This window comes from Bacillus sp. AFS029637, assembly GCF_002584985.1.
Taxonomy (GTDB): Bacteria; Bacillota; Bacilli; order Bacillales; family Bacillaceae_G; genus Bacillus_A.
In genome coordinates, this window is the sequence record NZ_NUPZ01000016.1 from 1 (window position 1) to 20239 (window position 20239).

Below are 20239 nucleotides of genomic sequence, written 5' to 3' on the forward strand. Positions count from 1 at the left end.
AAATGGCGGTCCCGACCGGGGTCGAACCGGCGATCTCCTGCGTGACAGGCAGGCATGTTAACCACTACACCACGGGACCATTTAATCTTTAAATTAATGTCATTTCACTTTTCATTATACTATTATGGTGGAGGATGACGGGATCGAACCGCCGACCCCCTGCTTGTAAGGCAGGTGCTCTCCCAGCTGAGCTAATCCTCCGAAGTGGTGACCCGTACGGGATTCGAACCCGTGTTACCGCCGTGAAAGGGCGGTGTCTTAACCACTTGACCAACGGGCCAATATGTATGGCAGAGAAGAAGGGATTCGAACCCTCGCACCGCGTTAGCGATCTACTCCCTTAGCAGGGGAGCCCCTTGAGCCACTTGGGTACTTCTCTGTATGGCTCCGCAGGTAGGACTCGAACCTACGACCGATCGGTTAACAGCCGATAGCTCTACCACTGAGCTACTGCGGAATAATAAAGACAATTTGTATCTTATAAAACTTATCATCGTAAGTCAAGAAGTTTTTTCACAACATCTTGTACAAACGTGACATGTTTATAATATACTGGATTGCGTTTTCACTGTCAAGATGTTTTCTTTATCAGAATTAGTTTCCCTTTACACTTTCCGCAGACATATCTTTTTGTATTTATTTGACGTCTTCTTACATATTGAAGCAAACACTCTATACATTCATACATATAAACCTTGTTTTCCTTCTCTTCATTCATCATTCGTTTACAAAAGCGTGGTGCACCGACTTTCTGTAATAGTTCTCGAAAATCCCTATCCCGGTGCTTATACCCTCTGCCTGTAATATGTAAGTGATAATGACAAAGTTCATGTTTAATGATCCCAACTAATTCTTCTTCCCCATACATTTCGTAATATCGATAATTTAGTTCAATATTGTGGTTCTTCAATAGATAACGCCCGCCAGTTGTACGTAATCTACTATTAAACATTGCCTTATGTAAAAACGGCATTCCGAAGTATTGTAGCGATACTTCTTCCACTAGCCGCTGTATTTCTTGCTCATCCATCCTCATTCCCCCTAAACAAAAAAATATTTTTACACTTTTCTCCTGTCTTATACATATATTAAATAGTACATATACCCATCCTCATTCAAGAAGCGTGGTTTCTAAAAACATAGCAAAAATAGAAATCCACTCACCAACCTCTCATCAATAGTGCCTTGAATTTTTGAGAGTAGGATTAAACAAGGAGGGATTCCTATGCCTACATGGCTCAAAAAACAAATGCAACGCGCATATTTCGAAAAAAACCGGTATCAAATTAAATTACTAAATGAATGCTGGTTTTATTATAGCAAAACCCATCAAAGCTCATAATGCATTACACGTTTTATCCCATAAAAAAAGAGCAGTTTCATCTGCTCTCTTCTCTTATTATTCAATCGGCAACATAGATAATGCGACACGACCTTTTTTTGTATCAATATCATCGACCCATACCTTTACAATTTGCCCGACAGATACAATATCTAATGGATGCTTCACATATTGTGTACTTAGTTTAGAAATATGTACTAAACCATCTTGCTTTACACCAACATCAACAAAGGCACCAAAATCAACAACGTTACGCACAGTTCCTTCTAGTTCCATACCACGTTTTAAATCTTCTAATTTCAAAATCCCTTTTTTCAGAAGTGGTTTAGGCAACTCATCCCTCATGTCTCGCTCTGGACTAATGAGTGCATCTATAATATCAACTAATGTTGGCTCTCCAACTCCCGTTTCTTGTGACAACTTAGAAATATCCACTTCTTCTAAGCTCTTTTGTAATTGTGGTTGCCCTACGTCATCTTTCGATAAACCTAAGTTCTTCAATAACAATTCAACGCTTTTATATTGTTCTGGATGAATACCTGTTCGATCTAATGGATTCGCTCCTTCTAATATACGTAAGAAACCTATACATTGTTCGTACGTTTTTGCACCTAAGCGCGGGATTTTCTTTAATTCCGTGCGTTTCGTAAATTTCCCATCTTCTTCTCTCTTTGCCACAATATTTTTCGCAACAGTTTTCGATAAACCCGAAACATATTGTAACAATGCAACTGAAGCCGTATTTACATTAACACCAACTTGGTTAACTGCCGTCTCGACTACAAATGTTAATGATTCATTCAATCTCTTTTGAGATACGTCATGTTGATATTGTCCAACCCCAACTGATTTAGGATCAATCTTCACAAGTTCAGCAAGCGGATCTTGCAGACGTCTTCCAATAGAAACGGCACTTCTTTCTTCAACTTGTAAATCCGGGAATTCCTCACGTGCTAAATCAGAAGCCGAATACACACTCGCACCAGCTTCGTTCACAATAATATAGAAGACTTCTCGTTTCACATTTTGTAATACATCAATTATAAATTCTTCCGATTCTCTAGAAGCTGTACCATTCCCAATCGCAATCATTTCAACTTGATATTTATCTATAATAGAAAGAACTTTCGCTTTCGCATCATCATATTTACGTACAGGCGGATGCGGATAAATAACACCAATATGTAGAACCTTCCCTGTATCATCTACTACACCTAATTTACAACCCGTTCTATATGCAGGGTCTACAGCTAACACCACTTTCCCTTTCATAGGAGGTTGTAATAATAAGTTACGTAAATTCTCAGAGAAAATATGTATCGCTTGTTCCTCAGCTGTTTCTGTTAATTCTTTTCGGATCTCTCTTTCAATCGAGGATTGCATTAATCGTTTATAGCTATCTTCAATCGCTAATTGTACATAATGCGCACTTTTAGACTCGTTATCACGAATTACTTTCTTGTATAAGAAACTTAATATCTCATCTACTGGCGGAACAACAGAAATTCTCAATATATCTTCTTTCTCACCACGATTCATCGCTAGTACACGATGCGGTACTACTTTCTGCAACGGTTCTGCATAGCTGTAATACATTTCATATATATTCTTTTCATCTTTTTCTTCATCTTTTACAGCCGCAGACATAATGCCTTTTCTAAACGTAACATTCCGAATCCAACTACGATATGCAGCTTCATCTGAAACGATTTCGGCAATAATGTCTTGGGCACCTTGTAATGCCTCTTCTGCAGTTTGTACTTCTTTCTCTACATTAATAAACTCCATTGCCTTTTTATTCGGATCTTCTTTTTTATATAATAATAACCATTCAGCTAACGGTTCTAATCCTTTTTCTTTTGCGATCGTCGCTTTCGTTCTTCTTTTCTCTTTATATGGACGATATAAATCTTCTACTTCTTGCAACTTTGTAGCTTTCACAATTTGCTGACGTAACTCTCCTGTCAGTTTTCCCTTCTCATCAATAAGACGAAGAACCTCTTCCTTCCTATCTTCAAGTTGCATCATATACTGCCATCTCTCTAAAATCGCACGAATTTGTACCTCATCTAAAGAACCTGTCCATTCTTTTCGGTAACGAGCAATAAATGGAACTGTGTTACCTTCTTCTGTTAATTGAATAACATGACGAACCTGCTTTTCGGTAAAGCCTAATTCTTTCACTAACATTTTCATTAACGCTTGTCGATTATCTACCATTTCCATATACAACCGTAACCTCCTCTATAATAAAAAAAGTTGCCCTGCAAAGAGAGCAACTTAAACTGCCGATTTAAAAATCTATTAGTCCTAAACTAATTTGTAACGCTTCATCTACACGACTCATCATCACTTCATCCAAATGAGTGATTTTGTCCGTTAAGCGTTGCTTATCGATTGTTCGAATCTGCTCAAGTAAAATAACAGAATCTCTCTCAAAACCGTACTTTTTCGCATCAATTTCCACATGAGTGGGTAATTTCGCTTTTTGAATCTGTGCAGTAATAGCCGCTACAATCACCGTTGGACTAAAACGATTTCCGATGTCATTTTGAATGACAAGAACCGGACGAACGCCTCCTTGCTCAGAACCAACAACTGGGGAAAGGTCTGCAAAATACACGTCGCCGCGTTTTACAATCAAAATATTACCCCCCGCTAACTAAGCGTTCTACTGTATGAGCTGCTTCATACTCTGCTAAGAAAGCTTCAGATGCAATACCAAGATTAATTTTTCCCATTTCAATGTACCCACGTCGCATTGATTCATGTTGGTAGCGTTTCTTCGTCTTATGTTGACGCAATAACAGTTGTGTTGCCTGGCAAATTAGTTCATGGCGATTCTTATTCTCTTGTTTTCCAATTCCGTCCAATTCCGTTACCATTTGCTTTGGCAACCGAACCACGATTTCAGTAGTTACACTTGATTCGGACACAAAAATACACCTCCACCGTCAACTACACACCCAAATATATATATGACACCTATTGTAATAATACCATTGTATGGAGCCTGTTGCAAAGACTTCCTTATTCCTTGCTTATGTTTTCCAATTCACAGGCAAAACATTCATCTTCTATTATTTTTATCTCATTTTAAATAAGAAATAAAAGAATTCCTCTGCAAAACTTATATTAAAAGTGATTATAAGTAAAAAGCTTCTCATCAAAAACGAGCTTATTCTCCAGTAATAAAAAATCCCCTCAAATGACAAGAAGCAAATCACACTACCTTCTATATACTATTTAAATAATTAATTACCTCTACAACCTTTCCATGCCGTATAAATATTCTCGGTACACGGAAACTTATCGTTGCGATAATTTCATAATTAATAGTCCCGGAGTATTCAGCAACCTCAGTAGCACTAATATACTCATCGCCTTGTCTTCCAATGAGTGTAACTCTCGTACCAAGCGGCACTTCACAAGGAAGATGTATCATAAATTGATCCATCGTTACTCGACCTACAATCGGTACTCTTTTACCATTTACAAGCACTTCAAATCCTTGTAATCTTCTAAGCCAACCATCTGCATAGCCAATCGCAACAGTCGCAATCCATTCTTCAGTTTTCGTTCGGTACGTGACGTTATAACTAATCCCATCCCCTTTAATCACCTGTTTAATATGAGCAACCTTCGTATGAAGCGACAACGCTGGTTCTAATTCAAACGGTAAAAAAGGACGTATTTCTACAGAAGGGGATAATCCATACATCGCAATACCAACTCGCACCGCATTAAATGTAATTCCTTGAAAACGTAACGTTGCAGCACTATTAGCTGTGTGGACAAATTTAGGATTCACTCCGAATTCCTTCAACCAACTTAACTGCTCCAAGAATGTGTTATATTGCTTATCAAAGTAAGAAGTCTCCACTTCATCTGCTGTTGCAAAATGTGTATAAACCCCTTCTAACTCTAAGAACGGCGCACCTTCTAAACTTTTCAAGAATCCTTTTAATTCTTTGCGTTCTCGTATTCCGATTCTTCCCATACCACTATCAAAATTAATGTGGAACTTCATTATAGACGAACCGTCCCAAAGTTTTATCGCTTCGTCCACCCATTCTTTTTGAAAAACAGTTAATGCTACATCATTTTCAGCGGCTACATTTACATCACGGGGTGGGGAAGGACCTAACACTAAAATCGGCGCAGTAATACCAGCCCTCCGAAGCACTAACGCTTCATCTAAAAAAGCAACTGCCAACCTTGTCGCCCCTGCTTCTAATGCTGTTTTAGCCACCGGTACATAATCGTGTCCATATGCATTCGCTTTAACTACAGCAAAAATCTCTACATCACTTGGAATGAATTCTTTAATGTGTGTAATATTGTTATAAATTGCGTCTAAATCTACTTCTACCCAAGTATCACGGTAAAATGGTGCTTCTTCCATAAATACACTTCCTTATACACGATATGCGAAGCTTATTCTTTTATATGCTTCTTTTATGAAATCCAGCCTTCAAACTAAGAAAAGACGTGGTGCATATATATCACCACGTCTAAAAAGTTTACTTCACCTGCTTCGCTGTAACTGAACGAGCAACCATTAACAGCTCCTTCGGCTCTAAACCTTTAGACACGAGCATATATTCTACTCCGTTATGTGACCACGTTAGAGAGTCTTTCGTCAATGCGCCAATCGTGAAACCAAGATCAACCAATTCGCCACTTACACTTATCGCCGACGAAGCCTCTGCAACTTTTGCCTTTTCTTGTATTAAAGTAAAGGATTTCTTATTTCCAGTGTATGTGAGTATCGCACGCTTGCCACTGTCTGTCTGCAACTCTTTTTCGTCTTTCAACGTCACACCTTGTGGCGTATCACTTGGATACAAAATAGCAAACGGTTTGTCTTCTTTCGCTGTTGTTGGTACATCAACTTGCGCTCTAGACATATTTTGCTTCGTATCAAATGCACCTTTATCAAATTTTGCATCGAATTTCACTTTTGAGAAATCTACTTTTACAAGAACGTTTTGATCATTATCCATTAACTTCACCGAAACCGGCGTTAAATCACTCTTCTTCAATGTAATCTCTTGTCTCGGCAACATATTTTGATGTTGATAGTTTGTTTTTGTTTTAAAAATATAATACTTATCTGTTTTCTCGAAAGTAAGATTTTTCTTATCCTGCAAAATATCTCTCACAAGCGATTCATATAAATAAGCCTGGCTACTATTTTGCGGCCAATCACTTTGAAAACGGAAACTCTTATTAAGCGCTGGCGTTAATACAAATACACCTTCTTCATTTCTTAAAATAATTTGACTTTGATCCTTTTTCGCATTCTGTAAATTCACACGATAAAAAGAAGGTTCCTTATGCCAAATTTCCACTTTATATTCCTGAGGCTCATTCCCTGTTTTAATAGACAATTTCGCTTCAGCTTGATAACTTTTCATCCCTTTCACTTTCGCCTCTAAATCTCTCACGACATCATCCTGTTTTTTCTCCATACAACCCGCCAACACAAAAACGGTTAATAAACCGACAAGAACTAAAAACAGACGCCTTTTCATCACTTCAGCCCCTTTGCCCCTATAAATGAATGGAAGATATACCTTCCTTATCGCTACCTCAAATATATGAGACAAAGATATAAAATATGCAGACTAGCGTGACGAGCTTTCTAAAACAACTTGAGCGACAGCAAATTCCTTACTATGACTAATTGATAAATGAACAATATGCTCTGTATTCGCAATAAGAATTGGCTTACCTCTATCATCATTTCTTACTTCAATATCTAAAAAACTCACTTCTTTCCCGATACCAGTCCCTACCGCTTTTGAATACGCCTCTTTCGCTGCAAATCTTCCAGCTACAAACTCTGTGAGGCGACTCCCTTTCATTCCCTTAGCAACATTACGTTCACTTTCAGTTAAAATACGTTCCATAAATTTAAGCTTTCCATCTAGCATTTTTTCAATTCGATTCAATTCAATAATATCGATTCCAATCCCTACAATCATTTCAAAATCCCCTTCTTCTATTTAGCTTTTCTCTTTCATATTGTAAGAATAACAGAGAATCTTTATGATGCAAAAGGAGTGATACTAACAACATGCTATTACGATCTGCACGCATTCCCTTACAACCGATTATCATCTCTTTACTTCTTATACAGTTAGTCATGATTATGTTCAGTGACTTTTTCCTCTTTCCTCTGGCAGCCTACAATGAATATATAGCTAAAGGAGAATGGTGGCGTCTCATAACTTCCCTACTTGTACATGTAGACTTACAACATTTTCTTTCTAATAGTATTTGTTTGTTTGTACTTGGTTTTTCTATCGAAAAGCAACTAGGACATTTTTCTTTCATTATTATTTTTTTCCTTGCTGGTATTCTCGGAAATATTTCTACTTATATTATTATGCCTCTTGAATATATTCACGCCGGAGCATCTGGTGGCATTTTCGGATTGCTAGGTGCACAATTATTTCTATTGTATAATCGATATCGTTCTTCCAATCCAAAGGACATCGCTATTTTTTCAATCATGATATGTATATTACTACTATTTACTTTCTTTAATCCCTCTGCCAATCCTATCAGCCACTTAACAGGATTGATAATTGGTGGTATTTGCACCCCTTTTTTAATAAAGTGAAACTTTAATCAGTGGGGGCTTTGTCCATCCCCCCACTGATTATTAGCCCTCACCATTCGGGCTTTTACAGGCAAAAAATTCGATGGTGCAGAGCTCATTTAATATAAAAGCTCGCACCATCGACAATTTCCACATCTGTTTGTTTACTTAAATCTCTCATGAGTTGGAATAAAGACTCATCCTTCTTCTTCGCCTCAATCATACAATCGATTTGTCCAACACTACCCTTTATCCTTCTTAAAAAAGATAAAAACGTCTCAACATCAATAAAATCAGCATGCGCCCTTGGGTCTTTCTCGTCCCTAGGGCTAGAAATATGCATTTTAACTGGTAACAAAGATGTTTCCCACGTATGTACAACACGCGCCCAATCTTCATACCAATCTTCTTGTTCGTTATTCATCATATGGTGATGCAAATCAAACACAACTGGAATATCTAATTTCTCACCTAAATATAATGTTTCCTCTAACGTAAAGGTCGTATCATCATTTTCTAATATGATCATTTCTTGAATACCCCTTGGAACACTCGACCAATTTTCTATAAAACGTTCTAATGCTAGTTCCTTATCGTTATAACCCCCACCCACATGTAATACACATCTCTGTTTATGTTCAATTCCCATACCTTTTAATAGTTTTTTATGCATCTGCAATGTCTTTACAGATTGTTTAAAAACACTCTCCTCAGGTGAATTCAATACAACAAAATGATCTGGATGGAAATCAATACGCATATTCATTCGAATAGCGTAATCACCTAGCTTTTTTAAATTTTCTTTTAAGGGACGAATATAGTTCCACTCTAACAACTCCTCATGATTAGCTAAAGGAATAAGCCTAGAACTAAGCCGAAAGAAAGATATATCATGCCCGTTATTATGCTTTAATAACCGCAAGCAATTTTCCAAATTCGAATTAGCAATTCTTTCAAGTTTATGAATCGCAGCCTCTCTGTCATCAATTCGTTGAAACTGCGCATATGTCATCGTCTGAGATGGAGATGCATTCTTCAAATGTACACTCATTGCGACATACCCAAGTCTTACAAGCATATGACACCTCTTTTCTACACAAGTTATTATGTAGTATGTACAATTACAGAAATAAAAAAAGAGAATGCCAACAAAGGGCATTCTCTTTTTATTATTAAGCTTGTGGCTTACGGCTATGATGTTTTCTTTCGCCGCGTCCAGTTGAAGAACCTGGGCGACCTTGACCTTCGCCTCTACGACCACGGTTACCATCACGGCTACCTTCGCGATTGCGATCACGGTTACCGTCACGATTACGGCCATCACGGTTACGGTCACGGTCACGGTTACGACCATCGCCACTGCGTCCGTCACGACTACGATTACGGTTACCATCACGGTATCCGCCTCCGTTACCGCCGCGTTTTTTAGAACCGCCACCTCTTGAAACAACTGGTGGTTCTGATGTTAAAGCGATCGGAGTTGTATCTGGCTCTTTTGTCATCATTTTTAAAGCAGCAGCTACTACTGTTACAGAGTCATTCTCTTCTAACATTTCTTCTGCAATACGCTTGTAGTATGATAAGTTATCATTTTCAATTGTGCTTTGAAGTTTTTCAGCGATTAAACGTTGTTGACCTTCTAGTGCCTCATCAAGTGTTGGAGCATCCATGCGGTCCATCTTACGTTTTGTTGTACGCTCGATATTTTTTAGTTGTCCTGATTCACGTGGTGTTACAAATAGCATTGCAATACCTTTTTTACCTGCACGACCAGTACGACCGATACGGTGAACGTATGATTCTGGATCTTGTGGAATATCGAAGTTGTATACGTGTGTTACGCCTGAAATATCAAGACCACGTGCAGCAACGTCTGTTGCAACAAGAACTTCAATAGAACCTTCTTTAAATTTACGTAATACAGACATACGTTTCGCCTGAGTTAAATCACCGTGGATACCTTCTGCAGCATAACCACGTAGGTTTAACGCTTCTGATAATTCATCAACACGACGCTTTGTACGACCGAATACGATTGCAAGCTCTGGAGATTGAATATCTAATAAGCGTGTTAACACGTCAAACTTTTTCTTTTCTTGCACTTCTAAATAGAACTGCTGAATGTTTGGCATTGTAACTTCTTTTGCTTTTACTTTAATGTGTTGAGGCTCAGTCATGAAACGCTCAGCAATACGACGGATTGGGTCTGGCATTGTCGCTGAGAATAATAATGTTTGATGTGTTTCTGGCACATCTGTTAAAATTGCTTCAATATCTTCAATGAAGCCCATGTTTAACATTTCATCCGCTTCGTCAAGAACAACTGTCTCTACGTTTTGTAAGCGAAGTGTTTTACGGTTAATATGATCTAAAATACGACCCGGCGTACCAACAATAATGTGTGGGTGTTTTTTTAGAGCACGAATTTGGCGGTTAATATCTTGACCACCATAGATTGGTAAAATACGAACACGTTTATGTTTACCAATTTTGTATAGCTCTTCTCCAACTTGAATTGCTAATTCACGCGTTGGCGCGATAACAATACCTTGAACCGATTCTTTATGTGTATCCACTTTATCTAATAGTGGTAATCCGAATGCTGCTGTTTTCCCTGTACCTGTTTGTGCTTGCCCAATAATATCTTTACCTTGCAATGCATGTGGAATTGTTTCAGCTTGAATTGGCGTAGCCTCTTCAAAGCCCATACTTTCAACCGATTGCAGTAAAGACTCACTTAATCCTAATTCTCGAAATGTTGTCAATGTTACTTCTCCTTTTCTATCCTATACTTATCATTTAAAAAAAGGCGTTTTCCGAATTTGCGGAAAAGCCCTTTTCCTGAATGCTCACGTATATAAACGGGCGTATATTCTTCGCGAAAATACTTCTAAACGTTATTACACTTTATCAATTATAAGTTTTGTATGTGCAAAAAGCAAACCCAACTGTTACCTTATTTTCATATTCAGGGCTTTTTTCTTCACTTTTATTTTTTTATGTTTACTGTAAGCGCTTATTATAAGTTTCTTCTATTTTCGTAGCTATCATCCCTATTTATATACACCAATTATTTCAACATCGTAATTACTTCCTCTAATTTCATACCGCGAGATGCCTTTACTAATACAACATCTTTCACATCAACTACTGCTTGTAAATCTTTTACTAGCGCTTCTTTATTATCATACGCCTTTACACGTTCACTAGGAAAGTTAATTTTTGCTCCTTCAGCAATTTGAGCCCCTAATCTACCATATGTGAATACAAATGCGATTTTTGCTGGATCGATTAATTTACCTACCTCATAATGAAATTGTACTTCTTGATCTCCAAGTTCTAACATATCTCCAAGTACAACGATTTTTTTAGCGAATCCATCTAAACCATTCATTAAATGGAATGCTGCTTCCATAGCTGTCGGACTTGCATTGTAAGCATCATTGATAATCGTTAATCCACTATCCGTTTTTACAATTTCCATACGCATGCCCGTCATTTGAAGCGTTACTAATCCTTGTTTCATTTCTTCCCACGTTACCCCAAAATGTTTCGCGATTGCCATTGAAGCAAGTGTATTATACACATTATGTTTCCCTAACACTGGTAGGTAGAATGAAATATTTTCATCTCTATTCATCTTGAAGTGTGTCCCTGTCGCCTGTAATGTTACAGTCGTTGGATAATAGTCATTCGCTCTAGCATCACCGAACGTAACTGTTTCAGCCATTAAATTCATTTCAGGAACACGATTTGTTAATAACGGCTCATCTCCGTTATATACGAACACTCCACCTTCTTGTAATCCTGTCACAATTTCTAACTTCGCTTCAGCAATTGCCTCACGAGAACCTAAATCCATTAAATGTGCCTCACCAATGTTCGTAATGATAGCTGCATTAGGACGAGCTAACTTAGATAAGAATTCAATTTCCCCTCGGCTTGACATACCCATTTCTAATACGGCTACTTCTGTATTTTCTTCTAGATTTAAAATCGTAAGAGGCAAACCAATATGGTTATTGAAGTTACCTTCTGTTTTTTGAACTTTAAATTTAGTTGCAAGAAGACTCGTTACAATATCTTTCGTAGATGTTTTACCGTTACTACCTGTCACACCAACGACTTTAACATCCAATTGATCGCGATAATTTTTCGCTAACATTTGCAATGCCAATAGCGTATCTTCTACAAAAATAATCGGCAGATTCTCAGGTGGATTTGCTACATCTTTCATCCATAATGTAGCAACAGCTCCACTTTCAACAGCTTTATCTACAAAAGCATGTCCATCGAAACGTTCCCCTTGAATCGGAACATATAAATTTCCTTTTTCAATTTTTCTCGTATCAATAGACACTCCTTGTATAGTAATTCCCTCATACTGCTCTGCTAATCCCGTGCCATTTACCATCTGTTCTACTTGTTTTAACGTTCGATTTATCATGAAAACACTCCTTACATAGAGGAAGCACTATTCCTGCGAATAGTGCTTCCTCCTTTTTTGTTAGATTGTATATTTAATTTTTTGTTTTTCTTCGTGACGTTCAATCGCTAAACGAATTAGCTCTTCAATTAATTCCGGATACGGTAATCCAGTATGTTGCCATAATAGAGGGAACATACTAAACGGCGTAAATCCTGGCATTGTATTTACTTCGTTAATATATACTTCGCCATCTTTCGTTAAGAAGAAATCAGCTCGCGTTAAGCCAGCACCGTCTAAAGATTGGAATGCAATAATCGCATCTCGCTTAATGACATTAGACTCTTCTTCTGTCATTTCAGCTGGAATAATTAATGCTGTATCACCATCGATATATTTCGACTTGTAATCATAGAAGTCTTTTTTCGGTACAATTTCACCTACAACCGAACATTTCGGCTCGTCATTACCTAGTACACCAACTTCTACTTCACGTCCAACTATATTTTCTTCTACAATAATTTTGCGGTCAAATTGGAATGCCTCTTCAAATGCACTCTCAAGTTCTTCACGGTTTTTACACTTATTAATACCAACACTTGAGCCAAGGTTTGCTGGTTTTACGAAGCAAGGATATCCTAATACTTCTTCTACTTTTTCATATGCAGTTTCACGATCTTTTTCCCATGCACTACGAATGAATGATGCATATTTCGCTTGTTTCAATCCAGCTTCTGCAAAGATGTTTTTCATAACAACTTTATCCATACCAGCAGCTGATGCTAAAACACCATTTCCTACATAAGGAATGTTCATTAATTCTAATAATCCTTGAACCGTTCCATCTTCACCATTTGGTCCATGTAATAATGGGAAAATAACATCGATAGCATTTTCCTCAGAAGCTGTAGATGGAATAATTTCTGTACTTAATGATAACGGAGAAATCGCATTTTCTGCACCGCTCATTTTTAAAACTTCAACATCTGTTACTTCACCTTCAATACGCTCACCGCGTACCCATTGACCTTGCTCTGTAATATAAATTGGATGAATCTCGAATTTATCTTGATTTAATGCTTTAATAGCAGCAAGAGCCGTTTGTAGCGAAACTTGATGCTCAGCTGATTTTCCACCATATAATAAACCTAATTTAATTTTTGTCACTGAAATCACCCTAACCAATTGTTTTCATTTTTCTATTTTAGCACTTTTTATAAAAATAGGTAGTTCCTATTTGAAATAAAATGCAACTTCCACAAATAATTAAATGACACCACTTATTAGTTTTCTACACTTTTTCTATTTCACTTTCTTCATAACTATACAGAAGTGAATTTTAAAATAAAATCGTAATCCAATCTAGTTATGTACCTAAAATATGTAGAAATCCCCTTTTTGTGTATGTCATCTCCTCATTAAGAAGATTGTTTGGTCAGTGTGTCTTTTTGCCTTTGTTCAACGAGACGATCTAAAGAAACATATACAATACCTGCAACTACACATCCTACAGCTAAAATTGTAAATAGAAAGTGACCAAGTAATCGATCTAATAAAAAACCTCCTAGAAGTGGGCCGAATGCACTCCCTGTAATCCACTGCAAACTTGCAGCTCCCATATAAGTTCCTCTCAAATGCTCTGGGGCCAAATTCGCTACAAACGTCATCTGGACAGGCGACATAATCATCTCGCCTAACGTATATATAGCATAAACAAACAGCAACGTTATTAAAATAACTGTAGCATTTGTATCGAATTCTCCAAACCACTTCGGTAACCACCCTATAAAAAACAATCCAATTCCGAACAAACATGCACCATATAACATCGTTTTTCCGACAGGTTTATCTGCGGCCCATTTTGAAATTTGAAATTGGAACAACACAACTAACAGTCCATTTAGAGCCATTAAATATGGGTATGGATTGTTAACCCCAAAAATATCATTCATTTCATTATCAAAGTGTAGCGGCAACATACCTTCTGTTTGAGAGAATCCCATCGAAATAATGATACCTGCTAATAAGTAAATCATTAATGCCTTATCCTTCACGACAATTTTCCAAACTGCCCCAGATTCCTTTTCTATATTCTCTTCCTTATTCGCACCCTTCGGCATTGTCTCTTGAATAAGAAGTAATACTAGTAATGCATAAAAAAGCATCGTAGAAGAAGCAATAATAAACACAAGGTTCTTCGACAACACAACTACGGATGCTCCCATTATTGGGCCAATCGCAGCACCTATATTGTGTCCCATTCGCAACAAACCATATGCTTCTGTTCTTTTTTCTGGCGTTGTTACATCCGCAACCATCGCTGATGCAGCTGGATGAAATAGTGAATTACTTAACCCTAAAAAAATAGATAAAATGGCATATGGAATAAATCCTTCTATAAATAAAAAACCGAGCATCAATACTGCATTACTCACCATCGAAAATATCATAATTGGCTTTCTTCCATATATATCAGCAATTCTTCCCCCTATAATTGCTCCAAAGCTTGCAGCAATTGGAGAAAATGCCATAATAACTCCGACCTGTAATAATGAATCTACCTTATCTTTTAAATATAATGCGAAAAAGGGCATTAACATCATCATTGCAATTCCATTCAATGTCTCACCGACAAATCGAATCCATACGTTACGATCCATCGCCCTTAACTCATGCCACGTACTTTTCATATCCCCACCCCTTTATTTAACCAACAATTATCTTATAACAATTTCAGAACAATGTAAATTTTCAGAATAAAAAATCCATCCTAAAATAATTAGAATGGATTTTCCCTCTTATAAATTCGCTACATCATCTTCTTTTTTACTAGTATTTAAAGCGCTATGCTTTCGGCTATATAGGAAGTAAACTGCTATGCCGATAACCATCCACACTCCAAAACTAATCCACGCTGTCCCTGATAATTGAAGCATTAAGTATAAACAAAAAACTACCGTTAATGCTGGCAAAACTGGTACAAGTGGCGCCTTAAATGCTCTTGGTAAATCAGGGTGAGTTCTTCTCATTACAATAACAGCAACAGCTACAAGTGCAAAGGCTGATAAAGTCCCCATGTTTACAAGATGCGCTAACACATTTAAATCTATTAATCCTGAAATAAGTGCTGCAATAATTCCCGTCGTCCATGTATTTAAAAATGGTGTTTTAAATTTCGGATGGACCTTAGCAAGACGTTTTGGCAATAATCCATCACGACTCATCGCGTATGAAACTCGAACTTGCCCGTACATCATAACTAACATAACAGTTGTAATTCCTGTGATTGCCCCTACTGAAATTACCCCTGCTAAACTATCTTGTCCAATAAATTGAAGGGCAAAAGCAACCGGATCTGATATATTTAGCTGTCCGTATGGAACAATCCCTGTCAAAATAAGCGAAACAACGATATAAAGTATCGTACAAATTAATAATGATGCAATAATACCGATTGGTAAATCACGTTGCGGACGTTTCACTTCTTCTGCAGCTGTTGAAACTGCATCAAATCCTATAAAGGCGAAGAACACTGTAGCAGCCCCAGCCATTACACCATCTAAACCAAACGGCATAAAAGGCGTCCAGTTTTCAGGTTTCACATAATTAAAACCAGCAAAAATAAAAATAAGAACAACTGCTAATTTAATAAATACCATAATATTATTTATACGTGCACTTTCACGAACACCTCTAGATAAAAGAACCGTCATCACTAAAATAATGAGAACTGCAGGTAAATCAATTATTCCACCCTTTCCTGTACCAGGTGCCGAGGAGAGAATGGTAGGAATATGAATTCCAAATCCCTTTAATAAAGATTGAAAATACGCGGACCAACCATTTGCCACAGCAGATGTAGCGAGTAAATACTCAAGCATTAAGTCCCATCCAATTAGAAATGCGAATACCTCTCCCATCGTCGCGTATGTGTACGTATACACACTGCCTGAGACAGGAACTGAAGAAGCGAATTCAGCATAACAAAATGCTGCAAAGGCACAAGCTAACGCAGCTATTGCAAATGATAATATAATAGCTGGTCCAGAATGTTTTGCTGCTACCACGCCAGTTAGAACAAAAATACCTGTTCCAACAATTGCCCCGATTCCAAGCATCGTTAAATCTAATGCGCCCAATGTTCTTGCTAACGTCTTTTGCTTGCTTTCTTGCATTAACTTTGCAATAGGCTTCTTTTGAAATATTTGCTTCATAGCTTGCTCCTCCAAGTTTTAAATTTTCTGAAAATTTTTAATTCGCTTTTTCATTTTACTCATAACACTTTTTTCAGTCAATACTTTTGTCGAAATAAGTAGAAATTCTTCTGAATATTCACTACATTTATCATTCATTCTATATATCTTTCTATATGTTTTTTTGGTATTATTATACATGTCGATTCCAAAAAAGAGGCATACTCACTTAGTGAGTATGCCTCTTTTCACTTATTTTACAGTATATGAGCCCTCTTCAATCCAGCTATACATATACTTTTCATCTTCTGTTTCATGTGCTTGTTTTACAATACGCAGCGGACGGAATGTATCTATCATAACAGCTAATTCGAGCGTTTCTTTCTTTCCTATACTTGCCTCTGTTTTCCCAGGATGTGGTCCATGCGGAATGCCGCTCGGATGAAGTGTAATAGACCCTTCTTCCACACCTTTTCGGCTCATAAAGTTTCCTTCTACATAGTACAGTACTTCATCACTATTCACGTTACTATGATAATATGGTGCCGGAATAGATTCTGGATGATAATCGTATAAACGTGGTACGAAAGAACAGATGACGAAATTGTGTCCCTCGAACGTTTGATGTACTGGCGGCGGCTGATGAATACGACCTGTAATTGGTTCAAAATCCTCTACATTAAAGACCCAAGGATATAAATAACCATCCCATCCAACAACATCTAACGGATGATGTCCTAGAACATGCTTATGCATGTACCCTCGCGACTTTGTCATTACGACAAACTCACCTTTTTCATCATACGTCTCTAATTTTTCCGGGCCACGAATATCTCTTTCACAAAACGGGCTATGTTCTAACAATTGTCCATATTCATTACGATAACGACGTGGCGTTGTAATTTGGCTATTCGCCTCTACAACAAGAAACTTAGTCTCGCCCGCATCTGGAATAACACGATAAATCGTTCCAATTGGGATCGTTACATAGTCACCTTTTCTATAGTGAATCGTTCCAAACATCGTTTCAATTTTCCCTGTTCCATAATGAACAAATAACATTTCATCGCCATCACCATTACGGTAGAAATAATCCATTTTTTCTGTTGGACTCACTACTCCAATTAATAAATCTTCATTTCCAAGGATGAAGTTTCTTCCACTTACCGCATCGCCAGTTTTTTTATTTTCCTTCGTGCGGAAATGACGATGTGCAAGAAAGGCATCCTCTTCATACTGTAACTGGCAAGAGTGTGATAGTGCCGCATGCCCTACTTCCGTCGGCATATAATGATGATACAAAATAGACTGCGTGCCAGAAAAACCTTTTGTTCCCATTACCTGTTCACGATAAAGTGATCCATCCTTTTTACGGAATTGTACATGTCGTTTATGAGGTAGCTCCCCCATGTGACGATAAAACATGCCCATCACCTGCTTCCCTTTCTTTTTTGACCGTATTACATAATGTACCTAAACCAGTAATTGTAAGCTCTACAACATCACCATCTTGCAGCCACTCTTCCGTTCCAAGTTCTAAAACACAGCCTGTTCCTACTGTTCCAGAGCCAATCACATCACCTGGATATAACGTAACATCCTCCGAAGCTCGTTCAATCATCTCAGCGAATGTATAGTAAATATCTTGAAAATTACCCTTCGATAATAACTTCCCATTTACATGAGCAGTCATCTCTAAATCATGCCGATTACCATTACGATACACGTCTAATTCCTCTTTCGTAACGAGATATGCTCCTAATGAAGTCGCAAAATCTTTTCCCTTCGCTGGACCAAGCCCGACTTTCATTTCAGTTGCTTGTAAGTCCCTTGCACTCCAGTCGTTCATAATACAATAACCAAAAATATATTCCTCAGCTTGCTCACGAGAAATATTTCGCCCTTCTTTTCCAATTACGCAAGCAATCTCTAACTCATAATCCAGCTTTTTAGATTTTTTCGGACCCATTACAAAATCATCTGGACCAATTACAGCACGATGGTTAGTAAAATAAAAAACTGGTATATCATACCATTCAGGAACAACATCTAACCCTCTTCGGCCACGCGCTGTTTTTACATGCTGTTCAAATGCATAAAAATCTCGAATGCTGCTTGGATTAGGAAGAGCAGCCATCAACTGTACTTCTTCTAAAGAATATATACCCTTGTTTGGATTTTTAATATTACGCACTACTTCTACATACTCATCTGCTTTCTCTAAAAAGGCGAACATAGAAGAAGGTAATTTCCCATCACTCGCAAGATTCATATCAATTACTTTGTCACCTTCAAGCCACCCAGCTCGCATTTCTTTCGAAGGGAGACGAAATGTAACAAATTTCATCATGATTCCTCCCTATGAAAATGAAATTTCCACCAGCAATGGTCGTTTTGCTGGTGGATACAAATTTTATAAGTTTCCGCGACGCTCTTGTTCTCTTTCAATTGATTCAAATAATGCTTTAAAATTACCTTCACCGAATCCACGGGAACCTTTACGTTGGATAATTTCAATAAATAAAGTTGGACGGTCTACAATTGGTTTCGTAAAAATTTGTAGTAAGTAACCTTCATCATCACGATCCACTAAAATTTTTAATTCTTTTAGCCTATCAATTTCTTCATCAATTTTTCCAACTCGTGCAGTTAACTCATCATAATACGTATCTGGTGTATCTAAAAACTCCACACCATTTGCGCGAAGCGCTTCGACTGTTTTAACAATGTCATTTGTTAATAACGCCAGATGTTGCACACCTGCTCCATTATAGAATTCTAGATATTCTTGAATTTGTGATTTTCTCTTCCCATCTGCTGGTTCGTTAATAGGAAACTTAATACGACTTCCATTTGTCATAACTTTTGACATTAACGCTGAGTACTCTGTACTAATATCATCATCATCAAAATGGATCATTTGTTTGAATCCCATAACATTCTCGTAATAACTAACCCATTCTTCCATTTTCTCAACGTTACCAACTACATGGTCTACAGCAATTAAACCAGACTCTTCAAATGGAATATTAAACTCCACCTTTTGGAATCCTGGCATAAATGTTCCTTTATAATTTTTACGCTCTACAAGCGTATGAATTGTATCACCATACGTACCAATAACTGCTTTTTTCAATGTACCGTCCTCATCTGTTAGTTCCTCAGGTGGAGCAATTGCGACGGCACCACGTTTCACTGCTTCCGAGTATGCTTTATCAACGTCATCAACAAGTAAAGCCACATCTTTCACTCCGTCACCATGAGTCTTTACAAACTCTGCGATACGATTATCACTACCTAGAGCTCCAGACACAACGAAACGCATATTTTTTTGCACAAGAACATAAGATACCTTTTCACGATTTCCAGTTTCTAATCCAGAGTAAGCCACGATTTTGAATCCAAACGCTCTCGCAAGATAATAACTCGATTGCTTTGCATTTCCTACGTAAAATTCCAAATGATCTACATCACGTACCGGAAAAAAGTCCTCCATTTGTGCAGCTAGCGTATCCATAGATTTTTGTTTCATAAAATACTCATCCCCCTGTAAATAGATTAAATGGTTCATACTTAAACCAACCCGAAAACGCTTCCAACATTCATTAATAAAATTAGTTAGCAAGCTAACAAATTATGACCTTTAAAATTTTCTATCTTTTCTGCCA

The 20239-nt window shown here is 37.5% G+C and carries 18 protein-coding genes and 5 tRNA genes; 2 read left to right on the forward strand and 21 right to left on the reverse strand.

From position 1 onward, the window contains the following. Nucleotides 1-3: 3 nt before the first annotated feature. The 6 genes from COE49_RS06495 to COE49_RS06520 form a co-directional block, all read right to left on the reverse strand. Nucleotides 4-79 (reverse strand) — tRNA-Asp (locus tag COE49_RS06495). A gap of 46 nt (nt 80-125) precedes the next feature. Next, nucleotides 126-201: transfer RNA gene (locus tag COE49_RS06500), tRNA-Val, on the reverse strand. Between the two features lie 4 nt (nt 202-205). Next, nucleotides 206-280, reverse strand: a tRNA-Glu gene (locus COE49_RS06505). An 8-nt stretch (nt 281-288) separates the two neighbouring features. Continuing rightward, a tRNA-Ser gene (locus COE49_RS06510) sits at nt 289-379 on the reverse strand. 3 nt (nt 380-382) lie between these two features. Next, a tRNA-Asn gene (locus COE49_RS06515) sits at nt 383-457 on the reverse strand. A gap of 114 nt (nt 458-571) precedes the next feature. Then, nucleotides 572-1030 carry a SprT family protein gene (locus COE49_RS06520; protein WP_088232848.1) on the reverse strand — a complete coding sequence of 153 codons (459 nt, stop codon included), beginning with the start codon at nt 1028-1030 and terminating at the stop codon, nt 572-574. A 195-nt stretch (nt 1031-1225) separates the two neighbouring features. Here COE49_RS06520 and cmpA point away from each other — a divergent pair, with 195 nt between their 5' ends. Then, nucleotides 1226-1342 carry a cortex morphogenetic protein CmpA gene (cmpA, locus tag COE49_RS06525; RefSeq protein ID WP_076542505.1) on the forward strand — a complete coding sequence of 39 codons (117 nt, stop codon included), beginning with the start codon at nt 1226-1228 and terminating at the stop codon, nt 1340-1342. Nucleotides 1343-1399: 57 nt separating this feature from the next. On the opposite strand, the gene COE49_RS06530 is transcribed toward cmpA, so the two are convergent. The 6 genes from COE49_RS06530 to acpS form a co-directional block, all read right to left on the reverse strand. Continuing rightward, nucleotides 1400-3568 carry a Tex family protein gene (locus tag COE49_RS06530; RefSeq protein WP_141552100.1) on the reverse strand — a complete coding sequence of 723 codons (2169 nt, stop codon included), beginning with the start codon at nt 3566-3568 and terminating at the stop codon, nt 1400-1402. Nucleotides 3569-3635: 67 nt separating this feature from the next. Beyond that, on the reverse strand, nt 3636-3986 hold the full coding sequence (ndoA, locus tag COE49_RS06535) for a type II toxin-antitoxin system endoribonuclease NdoA (RefSeq protein ID WP_000635965.1): 351 nt from the start codon (nt 3984-3986) through the stop codon (nt 3636-3638). 4 nt (nt 3987-3990) lie between these two features. Further along, complete coding sequence (locus COE49_RS06540) at nt 3991-4278, reverse strand: antitoxin EndoAI (RefSeq protein WP_000004570.1); 288 nt, start codon at nt 4276-4278, stop codon at nt 3991-3993. A 299-nt stretch (nt 4279-4577) separates the two neighbouring features. Beyond that, nucleotides 4578-5747, reverse strand: coding sequence for an alanine racemase (gene alr, locus COE49_RS06545; RefSeq protein ID WP_088232846.1), 1170 nt, complete (start codon nt 5745-5747; stop codon nt 4578-4580). Between the two features lie 118 nt (nt 5748-5865). Then, entirely contained in the window at nt 5866-6816 is a 951-nt protein-coding gene (locus COE49_RS06550; protein WP_140417508.1) for a LolA family protein, read from the reverse strand. 156 nt (nt 6817-6972) lie between these two features. Beyond that, a complete protein-coding gene (gene acpS, locus COE49_RS06555; protein WP_088232844.1) occupies nt 6973-7332 on the reverse strand; it encodes a holo-ACP synthase in 360 nt (119 codons plus the stop codon). Between the two features lie 92 nt (nt 7333-7424). Between acpS and COE49_RS06560 the strand changes: the two genes are divergently transcribed. Continuing rightward, the gene (locus COE49_RS06560; RefSeq protein ID WP_088232843.1) at nt 7425-7973 is read left to right on the forward strand and encodes a rhomboid family intramembrane serine protease; all 549 of its coding nucleotides are present in this window, start codon (nt 7425-7427) and stop codon (nt 7971-7973) included. A gap of 94 nt (nt 7974-8067) precedes the next feature. Here COE49_RS06560 and uvsE read toward each other — a convergent pair whose 3' ends face one another. The 9 genes from uvsE to hppD all read right to left on the reverse strand — a co-directional run bounded on the left by uvsE (nt 8068) and on the right by hppD (nt 20103). After that, nucleotides 8068-9030 (reverse strand): UV DNA damage repair endonuclease UvsE, encoded by a 963-nt coding sequence (gene uvsE / locus COE49_RS06565; protein WP_088232842.1) that lies wholly within the window; start codon nt 9028-9030, stop codon nt 8068-8070. A 94-nt stretch (nt 9031-9124) separates the two neighbouring features. Next, complete coding sequence (gene cshA / locus COE49_RS06570) at nt 9125-10717, reverse strand: degradosome RNA helicase CshA (protein ID WP_088232841.1); 1593 nt, start codon at nt 10715-10717, stop codon at nt 9125-9127. 305 nt (nt 10718-11022) lie between these two features. Further along, complete coding sequence (gene murF, locus COE49_RS06575; protein WP_088232840.1) at nt 11023-12399, reverse strand: UDP-N-acetylmuramoyl-tripeptide--D-alanyl-D-alanine ligase; 1377 nt, start codon at nt 12397-12399, stop codon at nt 11023-11025. A gap of 60 nt (nt 12400-12459) precedes the next feature. Beyond that, nucleotides 12460-13545: a D-alanine--D-alanine ligase gene (locus COE49_RS06580; RefSeq protein WP_088232839.1), complete on the reverse strand. Its 1086-nt coding sequence runs from the start codon at nt 13543-13545 to the stop codon at nt 12460-12462. Nucleotides 13546-13796: 251 nt separating this feature from the next. Next, nucleotides 13797-15068, reverse strand: coding sequence for an MDR family MFS transporter (locus tag COE49_RS06585; RefSeq protein WP_098882670.1), 1272 nt, complete (start codon nt 15066-15068; stop codon nt 13797-13799). Nucleotides 15069-15176: 108 nt separating this feature from the next. Beyond that, nucleotides 15177-16592, reverse strand: coding sequence for a branched-chain amino acid transporter BcaP (bcaP, locus tag COE49_RS06590; protein ID WP_088232837.1), 1416 nt, complete (start codon nt 16590-16592; stop codon nt 15177-15179). Between the two features lie 231 nt (nt 16593-16823). Continuing rightward, complete coding sequence (locus tag COE49_RS06595; protein ID WP_088232836.1) at nt 16824-17996, reverse strand: homogentisate 1,2-dioxygenase; 1173 nt, start codon at nt 17994-17996, stop codon at nt 16824-16826. Continuing rightward, nucleotides 17962-18918, reverse strand: coding sequence for a fumarylacetoacetate hydrolase family protein (locus tag COE49_RS06600; RefSeq protein WP_088232835.1), 957 nt, complete (start codon nt 18916-18918; stop codon nt 17962-17964). The genes COE49_RS06595 and COE49_RS06600 overlap by 35 nt, the downstream gene beginning before the upstream one ends. A gap of 66 nt (nt 18919-18984) precedes the next feature. Next, nucleotides 18985-20103: a 4-hydroxyphenylpyruvate dioxygenase gene (hppD, locus tag COE49_RS06605; RefSeq protein ID WP_088232834.1), complete on the reverse strand. Its 1119-nt coding sequence runs from the start codon at nt 20101-20103 to the stop codon at nt 18985-18987. Nucleotides 20104-20239 lie beyond the last annotated feature (136 nt).

Excerpts from the sequence above, each read along its gene's own strand:
- COE49_RS06520 (WP_088232848.1), bottom strand. The coding sequence starts at position 1,030 with ATGGATGAGCAAGAAATACAGCGGCTAGTGGAAGAAGTATCGCTACAA.
- cmpA (WP_076542505.1), top strand. The coding sequence starts at position 1,226 with ATGCCTACATGGCTCAAAAAACAAATGCAACGCGCATATTTCGAAAAA.
- COE49_RS06530 (WP_141552100.1), bottom strand. The coding sequence starts at position 3,568 with ATGGAAATGGTAGATAATCGACAAGCGTTAATGAAAATGTTAGTGAAA.
- alr (WP_088232846.1), bottom strand. The coding sequence starts at position 5,747 with ATGGAAGAAGCACCATTTTACCGTGATACTTGGGTAGAAGTAGATTTA.
- COE49_RS06550 (WP_140417508.1), bottom strand. The coding sequence starts at position 6,816 with ATGGAGAAAAAACAGGATGATGTCGTGAGAGATTTAGAGGCGAAAGTG.
- acpS (WP_088232844.1), bottom strand. The coding sequence starts at position 7,332 with ATGATTGTAGGGATTGGAATCGATATTATTGAATTGAATCGAATTGAA.
- COE49_RS06560 (WP_088232843.1), top strand. The coding sequence starts at position 7,425 with ATGCTATTACGATCTGCACGCATTCCCTTACAACCGATTATCATCTCT.
- uvsE (WP_088232842.1), bottom strand. The coding sequence starts at position 9,030 with ATGCTTGTAAGACTTGGGTATGTCGCAATGAGTGTACATTTGAAGAAT.
- murF (WP_088232840.1), bottom strand. The coding sequence starts at position 12,399 with ATGATAAATCGAACGTTAAAACAAGTAGAACAGATGGTAAATGGCACG.
- COE49_RS06585 (WP_098882670.1), bottom strand. The coding sequence starts at position 15,068 with ATGAAAAGTACGTGGCATGAGTTAAGGGCGATGGATCGTAACGTATGG.
- bcaP (WP_088232837.1), bottom strand. The coding sequence starts at position 16,592 with ATGAAGCAAATATTTCAAAAGAAGCCTATTGCAAAGTTAATGCAAGAA.
- COE49_RS06595 (WP_088232836.1), bottom strand. The coding sequence starts at position 17,996 with ATGTTTTATCGTCACATGGGGGAGCTACCTCATAAACGACATGTACAA.
- COE49_RS06600 (WP_088232835.1), bottom strand. The coding sequence starts at position 18,918 with ATGAAATTTGTTACATTTCGTCTCCCTTCGAAAGAAATGCGAGCTGGG.
- hppD (WP_088232834.1), bottom strand. The coding sequence starts at position 20,103 with ATGAAACAAAAATCTATGGATACGCTAGCTGCACAAATGGAGGACTTT.